Consider the following 17,163-nt stretch of genomic DNA (forward strand, 5'->3'; position numbering starts at 1 on the left):
CCAACTTGCTCGACCGGATGAGAGCCAGCAACCCGATCATGGGTTGCGATCCTTTCCGTCGCTCATACACCATCGTAGCAAACACAATGCGGCATCGGACCTGAAGGACAAAAGCGGCATCGGACGACAACACCACCAAACGAGAAGAGTGCATGGGCAGAAAAGCATCGAGCCCCACTCTACGATCACATTGGCACGAAACGGTTCTCCATGCTCTAAACAAGCAGCAAGCCGAGCGAGGATGAACCCTTCTTACCGGAAAACAAAATTGTTACGTGGCGGCATCGGCTAGGCGGCTGTCAACTACAGCAGCTGATCGCAGCCGTGTTAACGCAATGCCAATCGCACGACATCGCAGGTTCGCCAACTCCTGCTACAGGTACGCCGCCGTCGCGCCGACACCTGAGGCGCGCAGGTCGGCGGGGGTGCCGGCGAACATGAGCTCGCCGCCCGCGTCGCCGCCTTCGGGGCCGAGGTCGATCACCCAGTCCGCGCGGTCGATGACCTGCGGGTTGTGCTCCACCACCACGACGGTGCTGCCCGCGTCCACGAGACGGTCCACGAGGGCCAGGAAGTGGTCCACGTCCTGCGGGTGCAGGCCCGTGGTGGGCTCGTCCAGCAGGTAGAGGTTGGTGCGTCCCTTGCCTTCGATCAGCTCCTTCGCCAGCTTGAGGCGCTGGCCCTCGCCGCCCGACAGCGTGGTGAGCGTCTGGCCCAGCATGAGGTAGCCCAGCCCCACGTCCTCCAAAAGGCCCAGCGTGCGCGCGATGCGCCGCCCCGCCGCGCCGTCGGCCGCCGCGCCGAAGAACGCCGCGGCCTCCTCCACCGTGAGGTGCATGACCTCGTCGATGGACTTGCCCGCGTAGGCCACGGCCAGCACCTCGTCGACGAACCGCCGGCCGCCGCACGCCGGGCACACGGCCTCGACGTCGGTGAAGAACAGCATGTTGCTGGTCACCGTGCCCAGCCCCTCGCAGCGCTCGCAGCGGCCGCCCGGCGCGTTGAACGAAAAATGCTTCGGTGCGAGCCCGGCGCGCGCCGCGTCCTCGGTGGCCGCGAACAGCGTGCGGATATCGGCCGCCACGCCCGAGTACGTGGCCACGTTCGAGCGCTTCATCTTCACGAGGGGCGCCTGCCCCACGTCCACCACCTGGTCGAACCCGTCGCAGCCGCGCACCTCGCCGCCCTCCGAAGAGCCGTCGCCGCGCGCGACGAGCTCGAACACGAGCGTGGACTTGCCCGAGCCCGACGGGCCCGTGACGGCGGTCAGGCAGCCGGCGGGGATGCGCACGTCGATGCCCTTGAGGTTGAACAGGCGCGCGCCGCGCACCTCCACGGCCGTGCGGTCGGCGGGGCGGAACGCCGCCTTGGGCGCGGCGCGCGCGTCGAGGTAGCGCCCCGTGGCCGACGCGGGCTCGGCGGCGATCTGCGCGAGCGTGCCGGCGGCGACGATGCGCCCGCCGTGCGCGCCCGAGCCGGGACCCACGTCCACGATGACGTCGGCCGCGCGCATGACGTCGGGGTCGTGCTCGATGACGAGCACCGTGTTGCCCAGGTCGCGCAGCTTCTTCAGCACCGCCACGAGGCCCTCGGTGTCGCGCGGGTGGAGGCCCACGGTGGGCTCGTCGAGGAGGTAGATCACGCCGGACAGCTCCGAGTCCAGCACGCTGGCCAGGCGCATGCGCTGCCGCTCGCCGCCCGACAGCGTGACCGTCTGGCGGTCGAGCGCGAGGTAGCCGAGCCCCACCTGCACAGAGCGCGCAAGCTTCGTCTGCACGTCGCGCAGGTAGTCCTCCACGAGCGCGCGGCGCTTAGGCGCGAGCGACGCGTCGAGGGCGCGCGCCCACGCGAGGATGCGCTCGAGCGACGCGGCGGCCAGCTCCGGCAGCCGCGTGCCGTCCACCGTGGCCGTGCGCCCGAGCTCGCCCAGGCGCTCGCCGCCGCACGAGGCGCATACGGCGGCCGTGAAGTAGCGCTCGAGCCCCTTCGAGGCGCCCTCGTGCTCGGCGTAGCGCCGCCACAAGAGCGGCAGGACGCCCTCGAACTTCCCGTCCGCCATCGTCTTCGGAGGGACGATGTGCGGGCACGCCTCGGCGAGCACCGGGCTCGCCGTACCGTTGAGCAGGATCTCCCGTTGCAGCGCGTCGAACCGCGCCACCGGCACGCCCACGGGAACGTCCAGGCCGTAGCGTCGGCACGCGGCATGCAGCGCGCCGATCATGTAGTCCTGGTAGCGGCTCGCCCAGAAGTCCACCGCGCCGTCCTCGAGCGAGCGGCTCTCGTCGAGCACCGCCGCCAGGTCGATGGCGAGCGTCGTGCCCAGCCCCTCGCACGCAGGGCACGCGCCCTCCTTCGTGTTGAACGAGAACTGCGTACGCGTGAGCTTCGGCATCCGCTGCCCGCACGCGCTGCAGCGCATGAACACGAGGAAGTCGCTCCCCCGCTTCTCGGTCTCCTCCTCGCACGCGTCCGAGCTGACGGTCACGCCGCAATGCGGGCACGTGCGCACGTGCAGCTTCTCGAACACCATGCGCAGGTCGGTGTACACGTCGGTCACGGTGCCCACCGTGGAGCGCGGGTTGCGGTTGGCGTCGGTCTGCGAGATGAGGATGGCGGGGGACGCGCCCGCGATGCGGTCGACCTGGGGCTTGCGGATGCCCTCCATCCCGAGCGCCTCGAGGTACTGGCGCTGGCACTCGTTGAACAGCACGTCGATGAGCAGCGTGGACTTGCCCGATCCCGACAGCCCCGTGAACACCGCGAGCTTCCCCTTCGGGATGTCGAGCGAGATGCCCTTGAGGTTTCCTTCGCGCGCGTTCCGTACGACGATGTTCGACATAGGGCGTCCTCCCCGCTTCGGTTTCAGGAAAACCTTGATTATAGAAGAGGAGCGCCGCCCGGACAAGGAGGCGCCGTCAGCGCGCGCATTCCGCGCCGAAACGCACGACGAGGGCGACCGCCGCGGCGAAGAGCGCCACGCCGGCCAGCACCGCGGGCAACGGCGCGAACAGCGCGAGCGCGAAACCCACGCCCACGAGCGCGAGGGCGCCGTACTCGTAGCACAAGCGGGGGCCGCCCGGGAACGGGCGGACGGCGTCGAGCCCGCAGCTGAGCAGCAGCGCGGCGTTCAGGAGCGCCGCGAGCGCGACGGAGGCGATCGGGGACGCGCCCGCAGGGGTGGCGACAGCGGCGACGGTGCAGGCGAGCACCGTGGTCAGGACGAACGCGGGCAGGGTGTCGAACACCAACAGCTCGAGCACGCCGAACGGCAGGCGGTCGCGCACGAGCCGGTTGCGCAGGTCGTCGCGAAACGCCCGCGCAGCCTCGCGCGCGCCCTGCGGCATGAGGACGGCCACCGGCAGCCAGAACACGAACAGCGCGGGGCCGCCCGCGCCGAGGAGCGCGAGCACCCCGAGCGGCACGGCGAACGCCCCCTGCATCAGGAGGCTCGGGATGCCGTCGTACTGGCGCGCGTGCGACAGCACGGCCCGCTGCACGAGGGCGCGGCGGCCCTCGCCCGACGGCAGGGAGAACCGCGCCGGGCGGGCGGCCAGCTTGCGGCGGCGCTGGTATTCGGCGATGTCGCTGCGGTCGAGGGGCGACAGCACGCCGAACCGGCAGAGGTCGGCGTGCAGGGAGTTCTCGTCGATGACGCGCGTCATGTCCGCGCGCGGCGCCAGCAGGAAGAGCGCGAGCGCGGCGGCGGCGAGGGCGAGGGCCCCGCCCGCAGCGAGCGCCGCGAACGCCGCGGGGGCCAGCAGCGCGGAGGCGTGCGCGCTCAGCACGAGGGCGCACCACGCGGCGACGGCGACGGCGAGCGCCGCCACCGCAGCGGTCGCGTTCCACCCGGTCCAGCGCGCGCGTGCCAGCCGCACGAGGCCCGCGACCCAGCCGAGCGCCGTCGCAGCCGCCGCCAGAGCCGCGCCCGCGAGCGCCACCGCGGCCGGCGGAGCCGCGAGCACGGCCGCGCTCTCAAGCCCCACGCCCAGCAGGAACCCGACCGCGCCCCCGGCGGCCGCAGCCGCGAGCGCCTGCACGCCTGCGGCCATGCCGACGAGCGCCCGCGCGCTCACCGCGCTGGCCGCCAGATAGGCGATGTCGGGATGCGACAGCTTCAACGGCGTCGTCCGCACGCCCGCGATGCCGCTGCGCAGCAGGACGAACGCCGGCACCAGCAGCGCAAAGCGCACCGCGAGCGCGCAGACGGCGGCGTCGAGGCCCGCGAACGCCCCCTGGATCGCATCGACGAGGGCGGCCGCCATGAGCGCGAACCACACGGCCATGATGCCCACCGCGTACAGCTGGTAGGCGCGCTCGCCCCAACCGCCCTCGTCGATGCCCGCGCCCGCGAGGTGCAGGGCGCGATCGATCGCCGAGCGCGCATGCCGCACGCGCAGCCACAGCAGCAGGCGGACGTCACGCATCGTCGCCGCCCTCGTCGCCATCCTGCGCGGCACGCGCATCGCACACGTCCAGGCGGCCGTCCTCGAGGCGCGCCAGCTTGTCGGGCCGCAGGTTCGGCACGTCGTGGTGGCAGCTGACGAGAACGGCGGCGCCGGCGTCCCGCGCCTCCCCGACCAGCGCGCTCAGCACGGCGGCCGCATCCGGGTCGAGCGGCCCGTAGGGCTCGTCGAGCAGCAGCAGGCGCGGCGCGCGGGCCAGCGCCAGCACGAGCGCGAGCTTCTGGCGCATGCCGCGCGAGTACGACGAGGGCAGCCGGTCGCGCTGGCCGTCGAGGCCGAACCGGGCCATGAGCTCGTCCGACGGGTCGTCGGCGGCGTCGAGGCGATTCGCCTGCCGCACGAAGCGGATGTGCTCACCCGCCGTGAGGTCGTCGTAGAACGAGGGCACGTCGGGCACGAACGCGAGCAGGCTGCGCTGCGCGCCGTCCGAGCCGTCGAAGCGCGCGCCGCACAGCTCGACGAACCCCTCGGCGGGCGCGTCCCACCCGGCGAGGCAGCGCAGCAGCGTCGACTTCCCCGCCCCGTTCGGCCCGGTCAGAAACGCCACCTCGCCTGCTCGCAACGCGAACGACGCCCCGCCGAACACCTCGGTCTTACCGTAGCGGTAGCTCAACCCCTCCGCGCGCAGCACGGTCTCGCGCGCCCCGCTCATCGCAACGCCTCCAACCGGTCGAGCAGCGGCCGGAACCGCGGGTCGTCGGCATGCTCGGCCCACGGCGGCCGAGCCGTGATCAGCTGCTTGCCCAGCTGCTTGGGGTCGAGCGCCGCGACCTGGGCGTCCTTCTCCTGCTCCTGGCCGGGATCGGACGCAGTCAGCTCGGGCACGAGATCGTAGAGCACGCCTTGGCGCGCGCCGTACAGCAGGCCGCGCGCATCGAGGCTTCCCAAAAGCGCGGTAAAGCGCTCCAGATAGGCCTTCGTGCGCTCCTCGTCGTCCGCAAGCAGGTACGCGGCGGAAGCGCTCGCCAGAAACGTGAGCGCCGACAGGGGGTTCTCCGCTTCCAGATCGAACCCGCGCAGCATGCCTTCCCCGGCCTGCACGAGCGCGTCGCGATGAGCGGCGTCGTCGGCATACAGCGGCAGCTGGGCGTTCAAGCTGCTCATAACGCTTATCACGCCCCAGCCCATCGACTCCTGGTACAGCTTCAGGCAGGCCTCGCGGTCGCCTTTCTGTTCGTACGTGGCAGCCAGGAGCAGTTCGACGCCGATGGATCTCTCGGGTTTCAGGCTCTCGAACAGCGAGATGCAGCCGTCGACGTCGCCCAGGATGTTCATCGTGGACGCACGCATCATGCGGGCGGTGCGCACCAGCTCCACGTCGTCCGCGTGCTCCTCGACGCGCTCGAACAGCTTGATGGCGCGCATGCACAGCTCGTCCGGATGCTCGGTGTCGAACACGGCGCGCTGCACGTAGAGCCCGCCCATCTGCTGCAGCAGCGGCCAGCAGGAGTAGTATTCCGCAACCAGCCGGTCGACGCTCTCGAGGGCGGCATCCGGATCTTCGCTCATCTGCGCGAACAGGCGCAGGTAGACGTCGCGCACCTCTTCGGCCGTCAGCTGCGGCCGATAGTCGAACAGCTCGTCGAGCGTGAGGTCGAAGTAGGCGGCGATGCGCGGCAGCAGGGCCACGTCGGGCATGCTTTGGCCCAGCTCCCACTTCGACACGGCCGCCTTCGTCACGCCCAGATGGGCGGCCAGCTCGCCCTGCGTGACGTCGGCCGCGCGCCGCTCGCGCGCGATGACAGCTCCCAAGTTGATGTCGTGCATGCGCGCTCCCTTCCGTCGCCCCGCTCGTTTCGCGCTTCCAGTATGCGGGAACACGAGCGGTTGACGCAAGCGAACAGCAGTTGACTTTACCCGCCGCCCGTCAACCGCCCCGCGTCCGCACGTCGCGAACATCACCGCTGCGAAGCTCCGGCGGCGGCGCTCGGCGGGTGGAACGAGCGCGTAGCCCGCAAAGCCCCAGGTGGCGTTTTCGACGCGAGCCGCCTTGCGTGAGCAAAGGCGCTGCGGAACCCCGAAATCGCTTCACAGCGGTGATGTTCGTGACCCCGAGCGCCGATCACATGCTCCGGTACGCTTCGCGCCGTCGTGCGCCGAACGGGGAATCAGAACAGATGTTTCACGTGAAACATTCCGCTGCGAGCATGGTAAGCTGGAAGCGCACGCACGAAGCGCGATCGAAGGGGCTGGGCGGATATGGACAAGGCGTTTTGGGAGCGGTTCGCCTCCCTGTACGACCTCGCGATGAAGACGCGCGGCGGCGCGGCCGACGAGGCTGCCGCATGGGCTGCGGCGCGGGTCGCCGGGCGCGCGGCGCGGCGGGGCTGAGCGCCATGCGGATGGAACGGCTCATCGGCATCATGTGCGTGCTGGCGGACACGCAGCGCACCACCATCGGGGCGCTGGCCGAGCGGTTCGAGGTGTCGACGCGCACGATCGCGCGCGACCTCGACGCGCTGGGGCGGGCCGGCGTGCCCCTCGTCACGTTCCCGGGCGCGGGCGGCGGCGTGGGCGTCGTCGAGGGCTTCAAGGTGCGCCGCGACCTGCTGAGCACGCACGATGCGGCCGCGCTGTACGCCGCGCTCGACGGGCTGCGCAGCGTTGACGGCGACCAGGCCGTCACGCAGCTCATCGCCCGGCTCGTGCCCGGCGCCGACGCGAACCCGCGCGCCGCAGCGGGCGGCCCCATCGCCCTCGACCTGTCGTCGTGGTTCGCCGACGGCGTCGTGCAGGAAAAGCTCGCCCTGCTGCTCGACGCCGTGCGCGGGCGGCGCTGCGCGCGGATCGAGTACGTCGCGCGGTCGGGGCGCGGGACGCGCGTCGTGGAGCCGGCGCGGCTCGTCTACAAGCAATCGAGCTGGTACCTGCACGCCTTCTGCCGCGAACGCGAGGCGTTTCGCCTGTTCAAGCTCAAGCGTATCGCCGCTCTCGACGTGCTGGCGGAAACCTTCGAGCCGCGCGACGCCCCGCCGCTCGCCCTCTCCGCCCCCGACGCCCCGCTGCTGCTGCCTCCCGACGAGGACGCGCCCGGCACCGTGCTCGTGGAGCTCGACTACGATGCCGCGAACGAGTTCACCCTCGCCGAGACCATCGACGCGCGCTTCCTCGAGCGCGATCCCGGCGAGGCCGTCGGCGTCGCGCGGTTCCGCACCGACGACGTCGCCTGGGCGCGGCGGCTGGCCGGCTGGCTGGGCGATCTCGTACGGTTTCGCGAACCATGACATACTGTTGTCATGGTTGCTTCGGTAGCATGGTCGGCGTCCCCCATGGAAAGGATCCATCATGCAGCATCCGAAGAAAACCGTGCTCGTCTACGTGTTCGACGGCTTCGCCGACTGGGAAAGCTCCTACGTGTGCGCCGAGCTCAACCAGACGGACGGCTTCGAGGTGAGAACCGTCGCGCCCGACCGCGCGCCGAAGCACTCGATGGGCGGCCTCGCCGTGCTGCCCGACTACGCGCTGGACGACGTTCCCGAGGAATTCGCCGCCCTGCTGCTCATCGGCGGCAACCCCTGGCTCGACCCGACGAGCGGCATCGACGCCGTGGTGCCCCTCGTCAAGCGCGCGCGGGCGCAGGGGGCGCTCGTCGGCGGCATCTGCAACGCGGCGTCGTTTTTGGCCGAGCACGGCTTCCTCGACGACTGCGCCCACACGGGCAACACCCTCGAGTACGTGCAGCAGTGCGCGCCGCACTACCGCGGCGGCGAGCATTTCGTGGAAGCGCAGGCCGTGGCCGATAGCGGCATGGTCACGGCGAACGGAAGCGCCGCGCTCGAGTTCGCACGCGAGGTGCTGCGCGAGCTGAACGCGAAGGACGACCCCGACGCCTGGTTCAAGCTCCACAAGGACGGCTTCTACCCCGGGTAGCGACGCCCCCGTGGCGCGGACGCGCCCGAGCGTCCGCAAGCGGCACCCCGCGCCACGGGGCGCTCGCCCCTAGCCCCGCGGCAGCCGCAGCGTCACGCGGGCGCCGCGGCCCTCCGCGGCGTCGCGGTTCGCCAACTCCACCGAGCCGCCGTGGCGCGCGGCGGCCTCCGCGGCCACGTGCAGCCCCAGCCCGCGGTGCCCGCGCGCGGCGCGGGCGGGATCACCCTGGTAGAAGCGCTCGCATCCGCGCTCCAACGCCTCGGGCGAGAAGCCGGGCCCCGCATCGGCCACGCTCACCGCGAGCGCGCCGCCGACATCGGCCGCGCCGTCCGCCCGCACGCGCACCTCCACCGTCGAGTCGGCGGGCGCGTGCTCCACGGCGTTCGCCACCACGTTCATCACGGCGCGCTCCACGAGCGCCTCGTCCATCCGCAGCGCCTCGGGCAGCCCCGCGCCCTCGCTCCACGCCACCTGCACGCCACCGCACGCCGCGAGCGCCTCGGCCTGCGCGCGCAACCGCGCGAGCAGGGGGCGCAGCGGACGTTCGACCGGCGCGAACGCCGTCGCGTCGCCCAGCGTCGCATCGATGAGCGCGGCCAGGTACGTCCCCATCTGGCGCGCCCCCTCGGCCGCGTCGGCCGCGCACGGGCGCTGATCGTCCGTCAGCTCGCCCTCCAGCAGCAGGTCGACGTTGCCGCGCACCACGGTGAGCGGCGTCTTCAGATCGTGCGCGAGCGCGGCGATCTGCTCGCGCTGCGCCTGCTCGCTCCTCCATTGCGCCTCGAGGGAGTCCTTCAGCGAGACGCGCATCTCGTCCATCGCGCCCAGCACGTCATCGATCTCGCGCACGCCCGACGTCCCCACCTCGAAATCGAGGTCGCGCTCCTCGATGCGGCGCGCGGCGTCGGCCAACGGGGCCATCTTGCGCGACAGCACGCGCGCCGCGCGCACGGCGATGCCCACGAGCACGAGCACCGCCAGCACGGAGAACCCTCCCAGCAGCAGGTTCTGCGGGTTCGGCAGCGCGTCGCGCAGCCCCTTCGACGCGAACTGCGGCATGTAGTCGTACGTCAGCACGCACACCGAGCCGTCGGCCAGCTCCACCGGTTCGTAGCGCGTCGTGCTCAGCCCCCCGTAGGCGATGGCGAGCCCGTCGAAGGCGGCCGCTTTGAGATCGTCGCGCATGCTCTCGGGCGCATCGCCGGCCACGTAGGCGCCGTCCTTCGCGAACAGGGCCCAGCGGAAGCTCGACGGCACGGCGGCGTCGACGGCCTCCGCATCGTCGGTCGGCAGCTCGGCAAGGCGCGCCGACGTCTCCGCGAGCGCCGTGTCGCCGTAGTTCGCCGGATACACCGCGCCCGTCCCCACGAGGATGCCGAACACGACGTACGTCCCCACCGCCAGCGCGACGGCCGCCGCCAGCACGTAGGCGAAGTAGCGCAGGATGACGAGGCTCAGCGGCAGCCCGCGCCCGCGCCGGGCGCCGCGCCCGCTCACGCGATCCATTTGTACCCCACGCCCCACACGGTCTGCACGGGCTCCGCGCCCGCGGCCTTCAGCTTCGCGCGCGCGTTGCTCACGTGCACCGAGATCGTGGCCGCGTCGCTTTCCGCGCCCCACCCCAGCACGCCCTCGACGATCTGGTCGCGCGAGAACACCTGGCCCGGATGGCGCGCCAAGAACTCGCACACGTCGAACTCGGTCTTCGTGAGCGCCACGCGCGCGTCGCCCACGTACAGCTCCCGCGCCGCGAGGTCGAGCCGCACGTCGCCGAACGCGAGGGCGTACACGCGCTCGCGCTTCTCGCGCCGCAGATGGGCCGCCACCTTCGCGCGCAGCTCGGCCGCGCCGAAGGGCTTGCGAATATAATCGTCCGCGCCCACGCCCAAGCCGAACACCGCGTCCTCCTCCGCAGCTTTCGCCGTGAGGAACACGATGGGCGCGTCCGTGCGCTCGCGAACGATGCGGCACAGCTCGAAGCCGTCCATGCCGGGCATCATCACGTCGAGCAGCACGAGGTCGTAGCGCTCGGGGTGCGCCGCGAGCGCCTCATCGGCGCACGCCGCGCAGCGCACGTCGTGCCCGTCCTTGCCGAGCGTGCGTTCGAGAAGGCTCCTGATCGCCGGCTCGTCGTCCACCGCCAGTATCCGCGCCATCGTCGCTCCTTTCATCCGTCGTCGAGTGTAGCACGAGGCGGCAACCCCGTCCCGCCGCCCCGCTCTGCCGCCCCGTCCCTTGCCGTCGCCTCATTCCCCGCCGCGGCGGCCTTCGAAGCGGTTCGCGCAGGCCAGCGTTACGGCCAGCACCACGGCCGTCGCGACGACGCACACGAGCGCCACCGCAGCCCAGGCCGACGCGAGCGCAGACGCTTGCGCGGCCGCGCCCAACCCCGAGGCGATGGACGCCTCGAGGGGGAGCGTCGCCAGGCGGGACGGCCAGGCGAACGGCACGACCGCGGCCAAGCCGACGCCCAGCGCGCCCGACAGCGTTCCCGTCACCAGCCCGTTCGCCAGCCCGCCGAGCAGCGCCATGGCGGCGATGAACCCGAGCGCGCCCAGGCCGATGGACGCGTTGCGTCCCCATTTCAGCGCCACGAGCAGGAAGATCGCGTACGAGCACGCGCTTCCCAGCGCGATGCCCAATACGGCCAGCGCGAGGGCCGGAAACTCCGGCAGCGCCCGCCCCGCAAGCGCCAGAGCCGTGCAGAACAGCACCGCCGCCCACGCCGCCGCCGCGAGGCCGAGCGCCAGCAGCGCCGCGAGCTTCGCCGCGAGCGCAGCGCGCCGCGACGACACGCCCAGCAGGTTCGCCCCTTCGCCCGCGCGCTGCTCCGCGTCGGCCGCCAGCCCGCACGCGATGCCCGCCAGCAGCGGCGCGCCGGCGCCGAGCAACTGGAAGAACGCGTCGGTCCCCATGAGCGAGTCCCAAGACGAGAACGCGAAGTACGCGCCCGCGAGCCCGCCGAGGACCGTCGCCAGCACCGCGTGGAGCCACACGAGCGGCGAGCGGCGCAACCGTACCGCTTCCGAGCGCAGCGCGTGCGCGAACGTCACCCGCGCCATCATGCGGCCTCGCGCTTCGAGAACCACGCCGCCCCGACGATGGCGAGCGCGGCGAACAGGGCGACGGCCAGCGCGAGGCCGCCCGCGGCGTCGCCGCCGAATGCGCCGAGCGCGTCTCCCGCCTCGAGCGGCACGCCCGAGGGCGCCACGCCCAGCAGCGGCGCCACCGCGCACAGCGTCGTGGCCGGGGGAAACGCGAACCACGCGTCCGACGTCCACAGGGCGATGCCAACGCCCACCTGCACCAAAGCCGGAATCGCGATGCCGGCGAGCGTGCCGAAGCGCAAGGTCAGCGCGAGCGCGGCGGGAACCATCCACGAGCTGGCGATCGTCAGCAGCGCCGCCGCGGCCAGCCCCTCGGCGAAGCTCGGCCCCTCGGCGCCGAGCACCGTGAGCACCGTCGAGCACGCGAGCACGACGAGGTTCGCGCCCAGCACGAGCGCGAGCGCGTAGGCCACCTTGGCCCACCACGTGCGCGCCGGCGGCAGCGGCAGCCCCAGCACCGGGCGAAGCTTCTGCCGCGCGTCGAGGTTCGCGATGGACGCGCAGATCAGCGCGATGGCCACCGGCATCATGAGCGCGTACCAGTAGTTCCACAAGCACGTCGCGATGCCGCCGACGGCGCCCGTGCCCGGGATCACGCCGGAGGACAGCACGCCCAGCACGCAGAACGGCAGCGGCGCGATGAGCGCCACCTTGCGCGGGGCGGCGCGGCGCCCCTTGAGCACCTCCGCCTTGAACGCGGTCGGAAACGATCGGGCTCCGGCCCCCATCATGCCACCGCCCTTCCCCTGCACACGTCCATGAACAGGCGCTCCAGGTCGACGCCCGCATCGAGCGGCGCCTCGTAGGCCAGCCGCCCTTCCACGATGATGCCCACGAGGTCGGCCACGTGCTCCACCTCGCCCAGGATGTGGCTCGACAGCACCACGGTGATGCCGCGCTCCGGGAACGACCTGATGAGCGCGCGCAGCTCCTGGATGCCCACCGGGTCCAGGCCGTTCGTCGGCTCGTCGAGGATGAGCAGCCGCGGGTTGCCCACGAGCGCGAGCGCGATCCCGAGGCGCTGCTTCATGCCAAGCGAGAACTGCCCCGCCCGCTTCGAGCCCGTGCCGACGAGGTCCACCGTGGCCAGCGCCTCGTCGATGCGGCTCTCGGGCACGCCGAGCAGCGTCGTGCGCACGCGCAGGTTCTCGCGCGCGGTGAGGTTGTCGTAGAGCGGCGGCGTCTCGATGAGCGCGCCGATGCCGTCGAGGTCGGCGCGCGTCCACGGCCGTCCCGCGAACGCGATGCTGCCCGACGTGGGGCGCAGCATGCCGCACACCATCTTGAGCAGCGTCGACTTCCCCGCCCCGTTCGGGCCCAACAGCCCGTACACCGCGCCCTCCGGCACGTGCAGCGACACACGATCGACCGCCGCCTGCCCTTTGAACGTCTTCGTGAGCGCGTTCGTCTCCAATATGCATCCCATTGCGCTTTCCTTTCTCGATCCTTCGAACCCAGGATGCGCCCGGTTCTTAAAGATTCGTTAAAGGCGAAGAAAAAGCCTGCAGCAAGCGATGCACCGCACCGATCCTCATTGACCCCGACGCAGCGTCATGGTTTAACATAGGAAGCGCGAAACGGCCGCACACCCGTCAGGAGATCCTCATGAACCCCATGTCTGCCAACGCGCCCTCTCCGCGCGCCCACCGCGCGCCCCCGCGTCTGGCGCTCGCGCTGCTCGCCTGCCTGCTGCTGTACGGCATCGACCTCGCCTGCGTGGCCGCCGTGCCCGCCGACGGCCTCTCCTACGCGTCCAACTTCGCCCTGCCGTTCGACCTCATGGTGTGCGTGCCCGCGGCGTTCTACCTGCTCGTGGTGCGCCGCGCGCAGCTCTCGCCGCTGCTCGTGCTGCCGGTCATCTGGCTGGGCGGCCTCGTCTCGCTGCAGCTCGCGGTTCCGGGGCAGCCCTCGATCCTGCCGCTGCTGGGCGTCGCGACCCTCGCCGTCGAGGCGGCCGTGGCCGTGCACGAGATCCGGCGCTTCGTCCGCGGCTACCGCGCCGCGCGGGCCTCCTCGGACAACCCGCTCGACTGGTTCGCGGGGGCGTTTTGCGTACTCGTGCGCAACGAGCGCGCCGCGCGCATGGCGGGCCTCGAGCTTGCCATGTGGTACTACGCCGCGGCCTCGTGGCGTTGCGCCCCGCGCGTGCCGTCAGGCTACCGGGCGTTCACGTCGCATCGGCAGAGCGGCTACGTCGCGGTGGTCAGCGTCCTGATCGGGCTCATGGCCGTGGAGACGTTCGCCGTGCATATGATGGTGGCGCGGTTCAGCGTGGCCGCGGCGTGCGCGCTCACGGCGCTGTCGGTCTACACGGTCGTCTGGATGGTGGCCGAAACCCGCGCCGTCGTGCTGAACCCGCTGCTCGTCGGCGACGCCGAGCTCGTGGCGCGCTGGGGCATGCTCGTCTGCGAGCGCGTGCCGCTGAGCCTGATCGCGCGCGTGAGCGCCGACGAGCCCGCCGTCCCGAAACGGGAGCGCCTCGACCTCGCCGCCATGGGCGGACAGGCGTGCTGGATCGAGCTGGAGCGGCCCCTCGAGGTGCGCGGCGCCTTCGGCAAACCGCGCCTCGTGCGCGCGCTCAAGGTGAGCCCCGACGACCGCGCCGCGTTTACGAGCGCGCTTCGCCCGCGAAGCTGACGCGGTTCTTGCCCGCGCGCTTCGCCCCGTACAGCGCGCGGTCGGCCGCCCCGAACAGCGCCTCGTACGTCGCGCCGTCCGCGCCCGCCATCGCCGCGCCCACGCTGATCGTCACCGGCGCGCACGCCGCGCTCCCCTCGCGCGCACGGCGGCTCACCCGCAGCGCGGCCTCGCGCGCCTGCGCGCGGTCGGCATGCGGCAGGAACGCGACGAACTCGTCGCCGCCGATGCGCGCGATGACGGCGTCGTCGTCCGCAAGCGCCGCTTCGAGCCCCCGCGCGACGCTCACGAGCAGGTCGTCGCCCGCGAGGTGCCCGAACGTGTCGTTCACGCCCTTGAAGTCGTCGACGTCCACGACGAGCAGCGCGCCCGCGCGGCGCGCGGCGCTCGCGCGCAGCAGCGGCTCGATGAGCTCGGAGGTGGCGCCCTGGTTGAGCAACCCGGTGAGCGGGTCGCGGCGCGCCTGGTCGGCGAGGTCCTCGAGCTGGCGGCGTTCGTCGGTGACGTCCTTCCAGCTGCCGATGGTGCGTACGGCCGCGCCGGCGCGATCGTACAGGACCATCGCGTGCATCCGCGTCCACCGCCAGGTTCCCTCGGGCTCGCCCTCGAACCGGCGGCGCACGTCCATCGTCACCGACTCCTCGCACTGCAGCGCCTCGACCAGCCGCGCGTAGTCATCGAGGTGCATGCGCGCGCCGTCGCCCAGCATCCCGGTGTAGCGTTCGAAGCGCCGCTCTTCCGGCAGCGCGTTCTCCCCCGCGCCGGGCATGCGCTCGTACTCCACGAGCACGTCCCGCTCGATGTCGTACTCGAACAGCACGTCGGTGACGCTGCGCAGCGCGATGCGGTAGCGCTCCTGCTCCATGGCCAGCGCGATCTCGGCCTCCTTGCGCGACGTGATGTCCATGAGCACGCTGCCGATCTTCACCGTCCCGTCCGCGGTTCGCACCTTGCGGCCCGAATCGAGCACCCACGCCAGCGAGCCGTCCTTGCGGCGCACGCGGTACTCCGTCTCGTAGGTGGGCCCCTGCGCGAAGCAGCGGTCCACGTCGGCGAGCGCCTGCTCGAGGTCGGGCCCGTACACCATGCCCCGCGCGGTGCCGCCGCTCATCTCCTCGAGCTCCTCGACGGTGTAGCCCAGCATGCGCGCCAGGCCCTCGTTGATGTAGGACAGCGTGTAGGCCTCGTCGTCCTCGCTCATCTTGAGGCCGCCCATGATGTTGTCGGTGAGCAGGTCGATGGTGGCCGTCTTCTCGCGCACGAGCTGCTGCAGGTACTCGTAGTTCTGCATGCCGCCCTCGAACGGGAAGTAGCGCTCGTCCTTCATGGCCTGGTAGGGGTTCGACGCGTGCACGTGGCGTATCTTGAGCACGCCCCCGTCGTCCACGAGCTCGTAGGTACACCGCTGCCGCTCCTCCAGCACGAGCCCCGACTCCGCGCACGTGCGCACGCGATAGCGGCCCATGACGGTGCACGTGCGCTCCGCGACGTTCACGAGATGCAGCTCCTCCTCAGACACGTCGCAACGCGGGGCGAGCGGCGCCCGTTCGCGGAAGTAGGCGAACGCCTCCTCGGCATCCGCCGAGAACTCCACCTCGCCGGCGCCGACCCACGAGAAGTCGTCGGTGAAGCGCTCCACCACCTGCTCGATGCCCTCTCCCGCCGCGTAGAACCGGCGGATCGTGTCGAGCACGAACGCTTTTGCCTCGTCGAACAGCGGATTCATCGCATTCCTCTCGCCTGTCGAAGCGCGCATTCCCGCCGCACCCCCTGTGCATTACCTCAGATGAGTATACCGCTTCAACCCGGGTTTGAATAAAGGAAAGGGCATGTTCGCCGAACAACGAGAAAGGCCGGGCGCGTCATGCGTCCGGCCTGGTGTTCCGTGGAGCCAGTGACAGGACTCGAACCTGCAACCCACAGTTTACAAAACTGTTGCGCTACCATTGCGCCACACTGGCGTGCGCTTGAAACGCGCGCGTGCGTATTGTACGACATCGCGCGCGATTCGCAAAGCGGCAATCCCCGGCGACGGCCATGGCGCGGCCGCCGCGCCCCCAGCCTTCGGCACCGCCCCGGCCCCTCCGCTTCCCCGCCTCCCCTAGGCGCCCGGCTCGTCGATCCTCAGCGCGCGGTACAGGCGATCGGGCACGAGGCTCACGAGATCGTCGGTCCAGCGCGCGAGATCGGTGGGCGCATCCGAGCGGAACCAGTCGTTCAGCACCTCGCATTCCAGCTTCGAGAACACCTCCACGATGAAGCGCATGTTGTCGTTGACCGTCACGTGGCGGTAGTTCTCCAGCGTGTCGAGCAGCACGGTCTTGCGGTTCTCGGGCATCACCGTCTGGCCGAACGGCGTGTTGATGCTGTACTGGATGGACTTGCGGTAGAAATCGCGCTCCTGCGAGATGAGCCGCAGGTGATGGTAGTACCCCGTCTTCCAGTCGATGGTGCGCCCGATCTCGTTGAGGTAGAATTGCCGGCAGAAGATGGAATGCCACCAGGGAATGTCGTACTTGCTCTCGAAGTGGCGGTAGAACGTCTGGCGCGATATGCCGGCGTTCTCGCATATCTCGGCGATGGTGATGCGGTCGAGGGACTTGTCCACGGCGTGGAGAATCCTCATCTTCGTCCTCAACTCCGGCGAGTCGAACACGTCTTCCCCACGCGCTAAATTCGGCAGCATGCGAACCCCTTTCTCTCAGAATCGGCGCTCGCGTGGCACGAACGCCTTGACGCGACCTCTCCATGAAAACATACCGCCGCCGCCCACCAACATGCACGTGACGTTTTCCATCGAAGGTAACGCGAAAAAAGACACTTTGAGCCAAATGTCACGCCGCGCGGACGCGAGCGCCACGCTGTGCAAACCGAGGGCGACACCTCCCCGCGTGCGACCTTTGAATCCACCGTTACCGCACATCAAAATGCGTTTATGGAGAGGTGGACAATCCACCCTGCAATCCTCAATAGGCAGCGCAGGGAGCGTTGCCGGAGAAAGGAGACTGTCATGGCGAAGATAGTCAGCTCTTGGAACGACTGGGACCCGCTGAAGCGCGTGATCGTGGGCCGCTGCGACTACTCGA

At 71.0% G+C, this 17,163-nt stretch carries 15 protein-coding genes and 1 tRNA gene; 4 read left to right on the forward strand and 12 right to left on the reverse strand.

The annotated features are described in order from the left end of the window. Positions 1–373 precede the first annotated feature (373 nt). The 4 genes from H8S61_RS14715 to H8S61_RS14730 form a co-directional block, all read right to left on the reverse strand. Complete coding sequence (locus H8S61_RS14715; protein WP_186939502.1) at positions 374–2,839, reverse strand: excinuclease ABC subunit UvrA; 2,466 nt, start codon at positions 2,837–2,839, stop codon at positions 374–376. A 76-nt stretch (positions 2,840–2,915) separates the two neighbouring features. Further along, complete coding sequence (locus H8S61_RS14720) at positions 2,916–4,424, reverse strand: hypothetical protein (RefSeq protein ID WP_186939503.1); 1,509 nt, start codon at positions 4,422–4,424, stop codon at positions 2,916–2,918. Further along, positions 4,417–5,115 carry an ABC transporter ATP-binding protein gene (locus tag H8S61_RS14725; protein WP_186939504.1) on the reverse strand — a complete coding sequence of 233 codons (699 nt, stop codon included), beginning with the start codon at positions 5,113–5,115 and terminating at the stop codon, positions 4,417–4,419. The genes H8S61_RS14720 and H8S61_RS14725 overlap by 8 nt, the downstream gene beginning before the upstream one ends. Further along, on the reverse strand, positions 5,112–6,230 hold the full coding sequence (locus tag H8S61_RS14730; protein ID WP_186939505.1) for a helix-turn-helix domain-containing protein: 1,119 nt from the start codon (positions 6,228–6,230) through the stop codon (positions 5,112–5,114). The genes H8S61_RS14725 and H8S61_RS14730 overlap by 4 nt, the downstream gene beginning before the upstream one ends. 432 nt (positions 6,231–6,662) lie before the next feature. Between H8S61_RS14730 and H8S61_RS17555 the strand changes: the two genes are divergently transcribed. From H8S61_RS17555 to H8S61_RS14740, 3 genes are all read left to right on the forward strand, one after another. Further along, entirely contained in the window at positions 6,663–6,794 is a 132-nt protein-coding gene (locus H8S61_RS17555; protein WP_255466640.1) for a hypothetical protein, read from the forward strand. Positions 6,795–6,799: 5 nt separating this feature from the next. Then, complete coding sequence (locus tag H8S61_RS14735; RefSeq protein WP_186939506.1) at positions 6,800–7,687, forward strand: helix-turn-helix transcriptional regulator; 888 nt, start codon at positions 6,800–6,802, stop codon at positions 7,685–7,687. 61 nt (positions 7,688–7,748) lie between these two features. Continuing rightward, positions 7,749–8,333, forward strand: a complete 585-nt coding sequence (locus tag H8S61_RS14740; protein WP_186939507.1) for a type 1 glutamine amidotransferase family protein — start codon at positions 7,749–7,751, stop codon at positions 8,331–8,333. Positions 8,334–8,402: 69 nt separating this feature from the next. Here H8S61_RS14740 and H8S61_RS14745 read toward each other — a convergent pair whose 3' ends face one another. The 5 genes from H8S61_RS14745 to H8S61_RS14765 all read right to left on the reverse strand — a co-directional run bounded on the left by H8S61_RS14745 (position 8,403) and on the right by H8S61_RS14765 (position 12,866). Continuing rightward, a complete protein-coding gene (locus H8S61_RS14745; protein WP_186939508.1) occupies positions 8,403–9,839 on the reverse strand; it encodes a HAMP domain-containing sensor histidine kinase in 1,437 nt (478 codons plus the stop codon). Continuing rightward, entirely contained in the window at positions 9,827–10,489 is a 663-nt protein-coding gene (locus tag H8S61_RS14750) for a response regulator transcription factor (RefSeq protein WP_160943167.1), read from the reverse strand. Before H8S61_RS14750 ends, H8S61_RS14745 begins: the two co-directional genes overlap by 13 nt. A gap of 90 nt (positions 10,490–10,579) precedes the next feature. Further along, on the reverse strand, positions 10,580–11,398 hold the full coding sequence (locus H8S61_RS14755; protein WP_255466641.1) for an ABC transporter permease: 819 nt from the start codon (positions 11,396–11,398) through the stop codon (positions 10,580–10,582). Further along, on the reverse strand, positions 11,395–12,171 hold the full coding sequence (locus H8S61_RS14760) for a lantibiotic immunity ABC transporter MutE/EpiE family permease subunit (RefSeq protein ID WP_186939510.1): 777 nt from the start codon (positions 12,169–12,171) through the stop codon (positions 11,395–11,397). The genes H8S61_RS14755 and H8S61_RS14760 overlap by 4 nt, the downstream gene beginning before the upstream one ends. After that, the gene (locus H8S61_RS14765; RefSeq protein ID WP_160943165.1) at positions 12,168–12,866 is read right to left on the reverse strand and encodes a lantibiotic protection ABC transporter ATP-binding protein; all 699 of its coding nucleotides are present in this window, start codon (positions 12,864–12,866) and stop codon (positions 12,168–12,170) included. Before H8S61_RS14765 ends, H8S61_RS14760 begins: the two co-directional genes overlap by 4 nt. Positions 12,867–13,045: 179 nt before the next feature. Here H8S61_RS14765 and H8S61_RS14770 point away from each other — a divergent pair, with 179 nt between their 5' ends. Continuing rightward, positions 13,046–14,077: a hypothetical protein gene (locus tag H8S61_RS14770; protein WP_186939511.1), complete on the forward strand. Its 1,032-nt coding sequence runs from the start codon at positions 13,046–13,048 to the stop codon at positions 14,075–14,077. Here H8S61_RS14770 and H8S61_RS14775 read toward each other — a convergent pair. From H8S61_RS14775 to H8S61_RS14785, 3 genes are all read right to left on the reverse strand, one after another. Beyond that, positions 14,049–15,803: a sensor domain-containing diguanylate cyclase gene (locus H8S61_RS14775; protein WP_186939512.1), complete on the reverse strand. Its 1,755-nt coding sequence runs from the start codon at positions 15,801–15,803 to the stop codon at positions 14,049–14,051. The two genes, H8S61_RS14770 and H8S61_RS14775, sit on opposite strands and share 29 nt — an antisense overlap. Before the next feature lie 160 nt (positions 15,804–15,963). Next, a tRNA-Thr gene (locus tag H8S61_RS14780) sits at positions 15,964–16,038 on the reverse strand. A 140-nt stretch (positions 16,039–16,178) separates the two neighbouring features. Continuing rightward, the gene (locus H8S61_RS14785) at positions 16,179–16,763 is read right to left on the reverse strand and encodes a TetR/AcrR family transcriptional regulator (protein WP_160943162.1); all 585 of its coding nucleotides are present in this window, start codon (positions 16,761–16,763) and stop codon (positions 16,179–16,181) included. Between the last annotated feature and the right edge of the window lie 400 nt (positions 16,764–17,163).

Source organism: Eggerthella hominis, from assembly GCF_014287365.1.
Classification (GTDB): domain Bacteria; phylum Actinomycetota; class Coriobacteriia; order Coriobacteriales; family Eggerthellaceae; genus Eggerthella; species Eggerthella guodeyinii.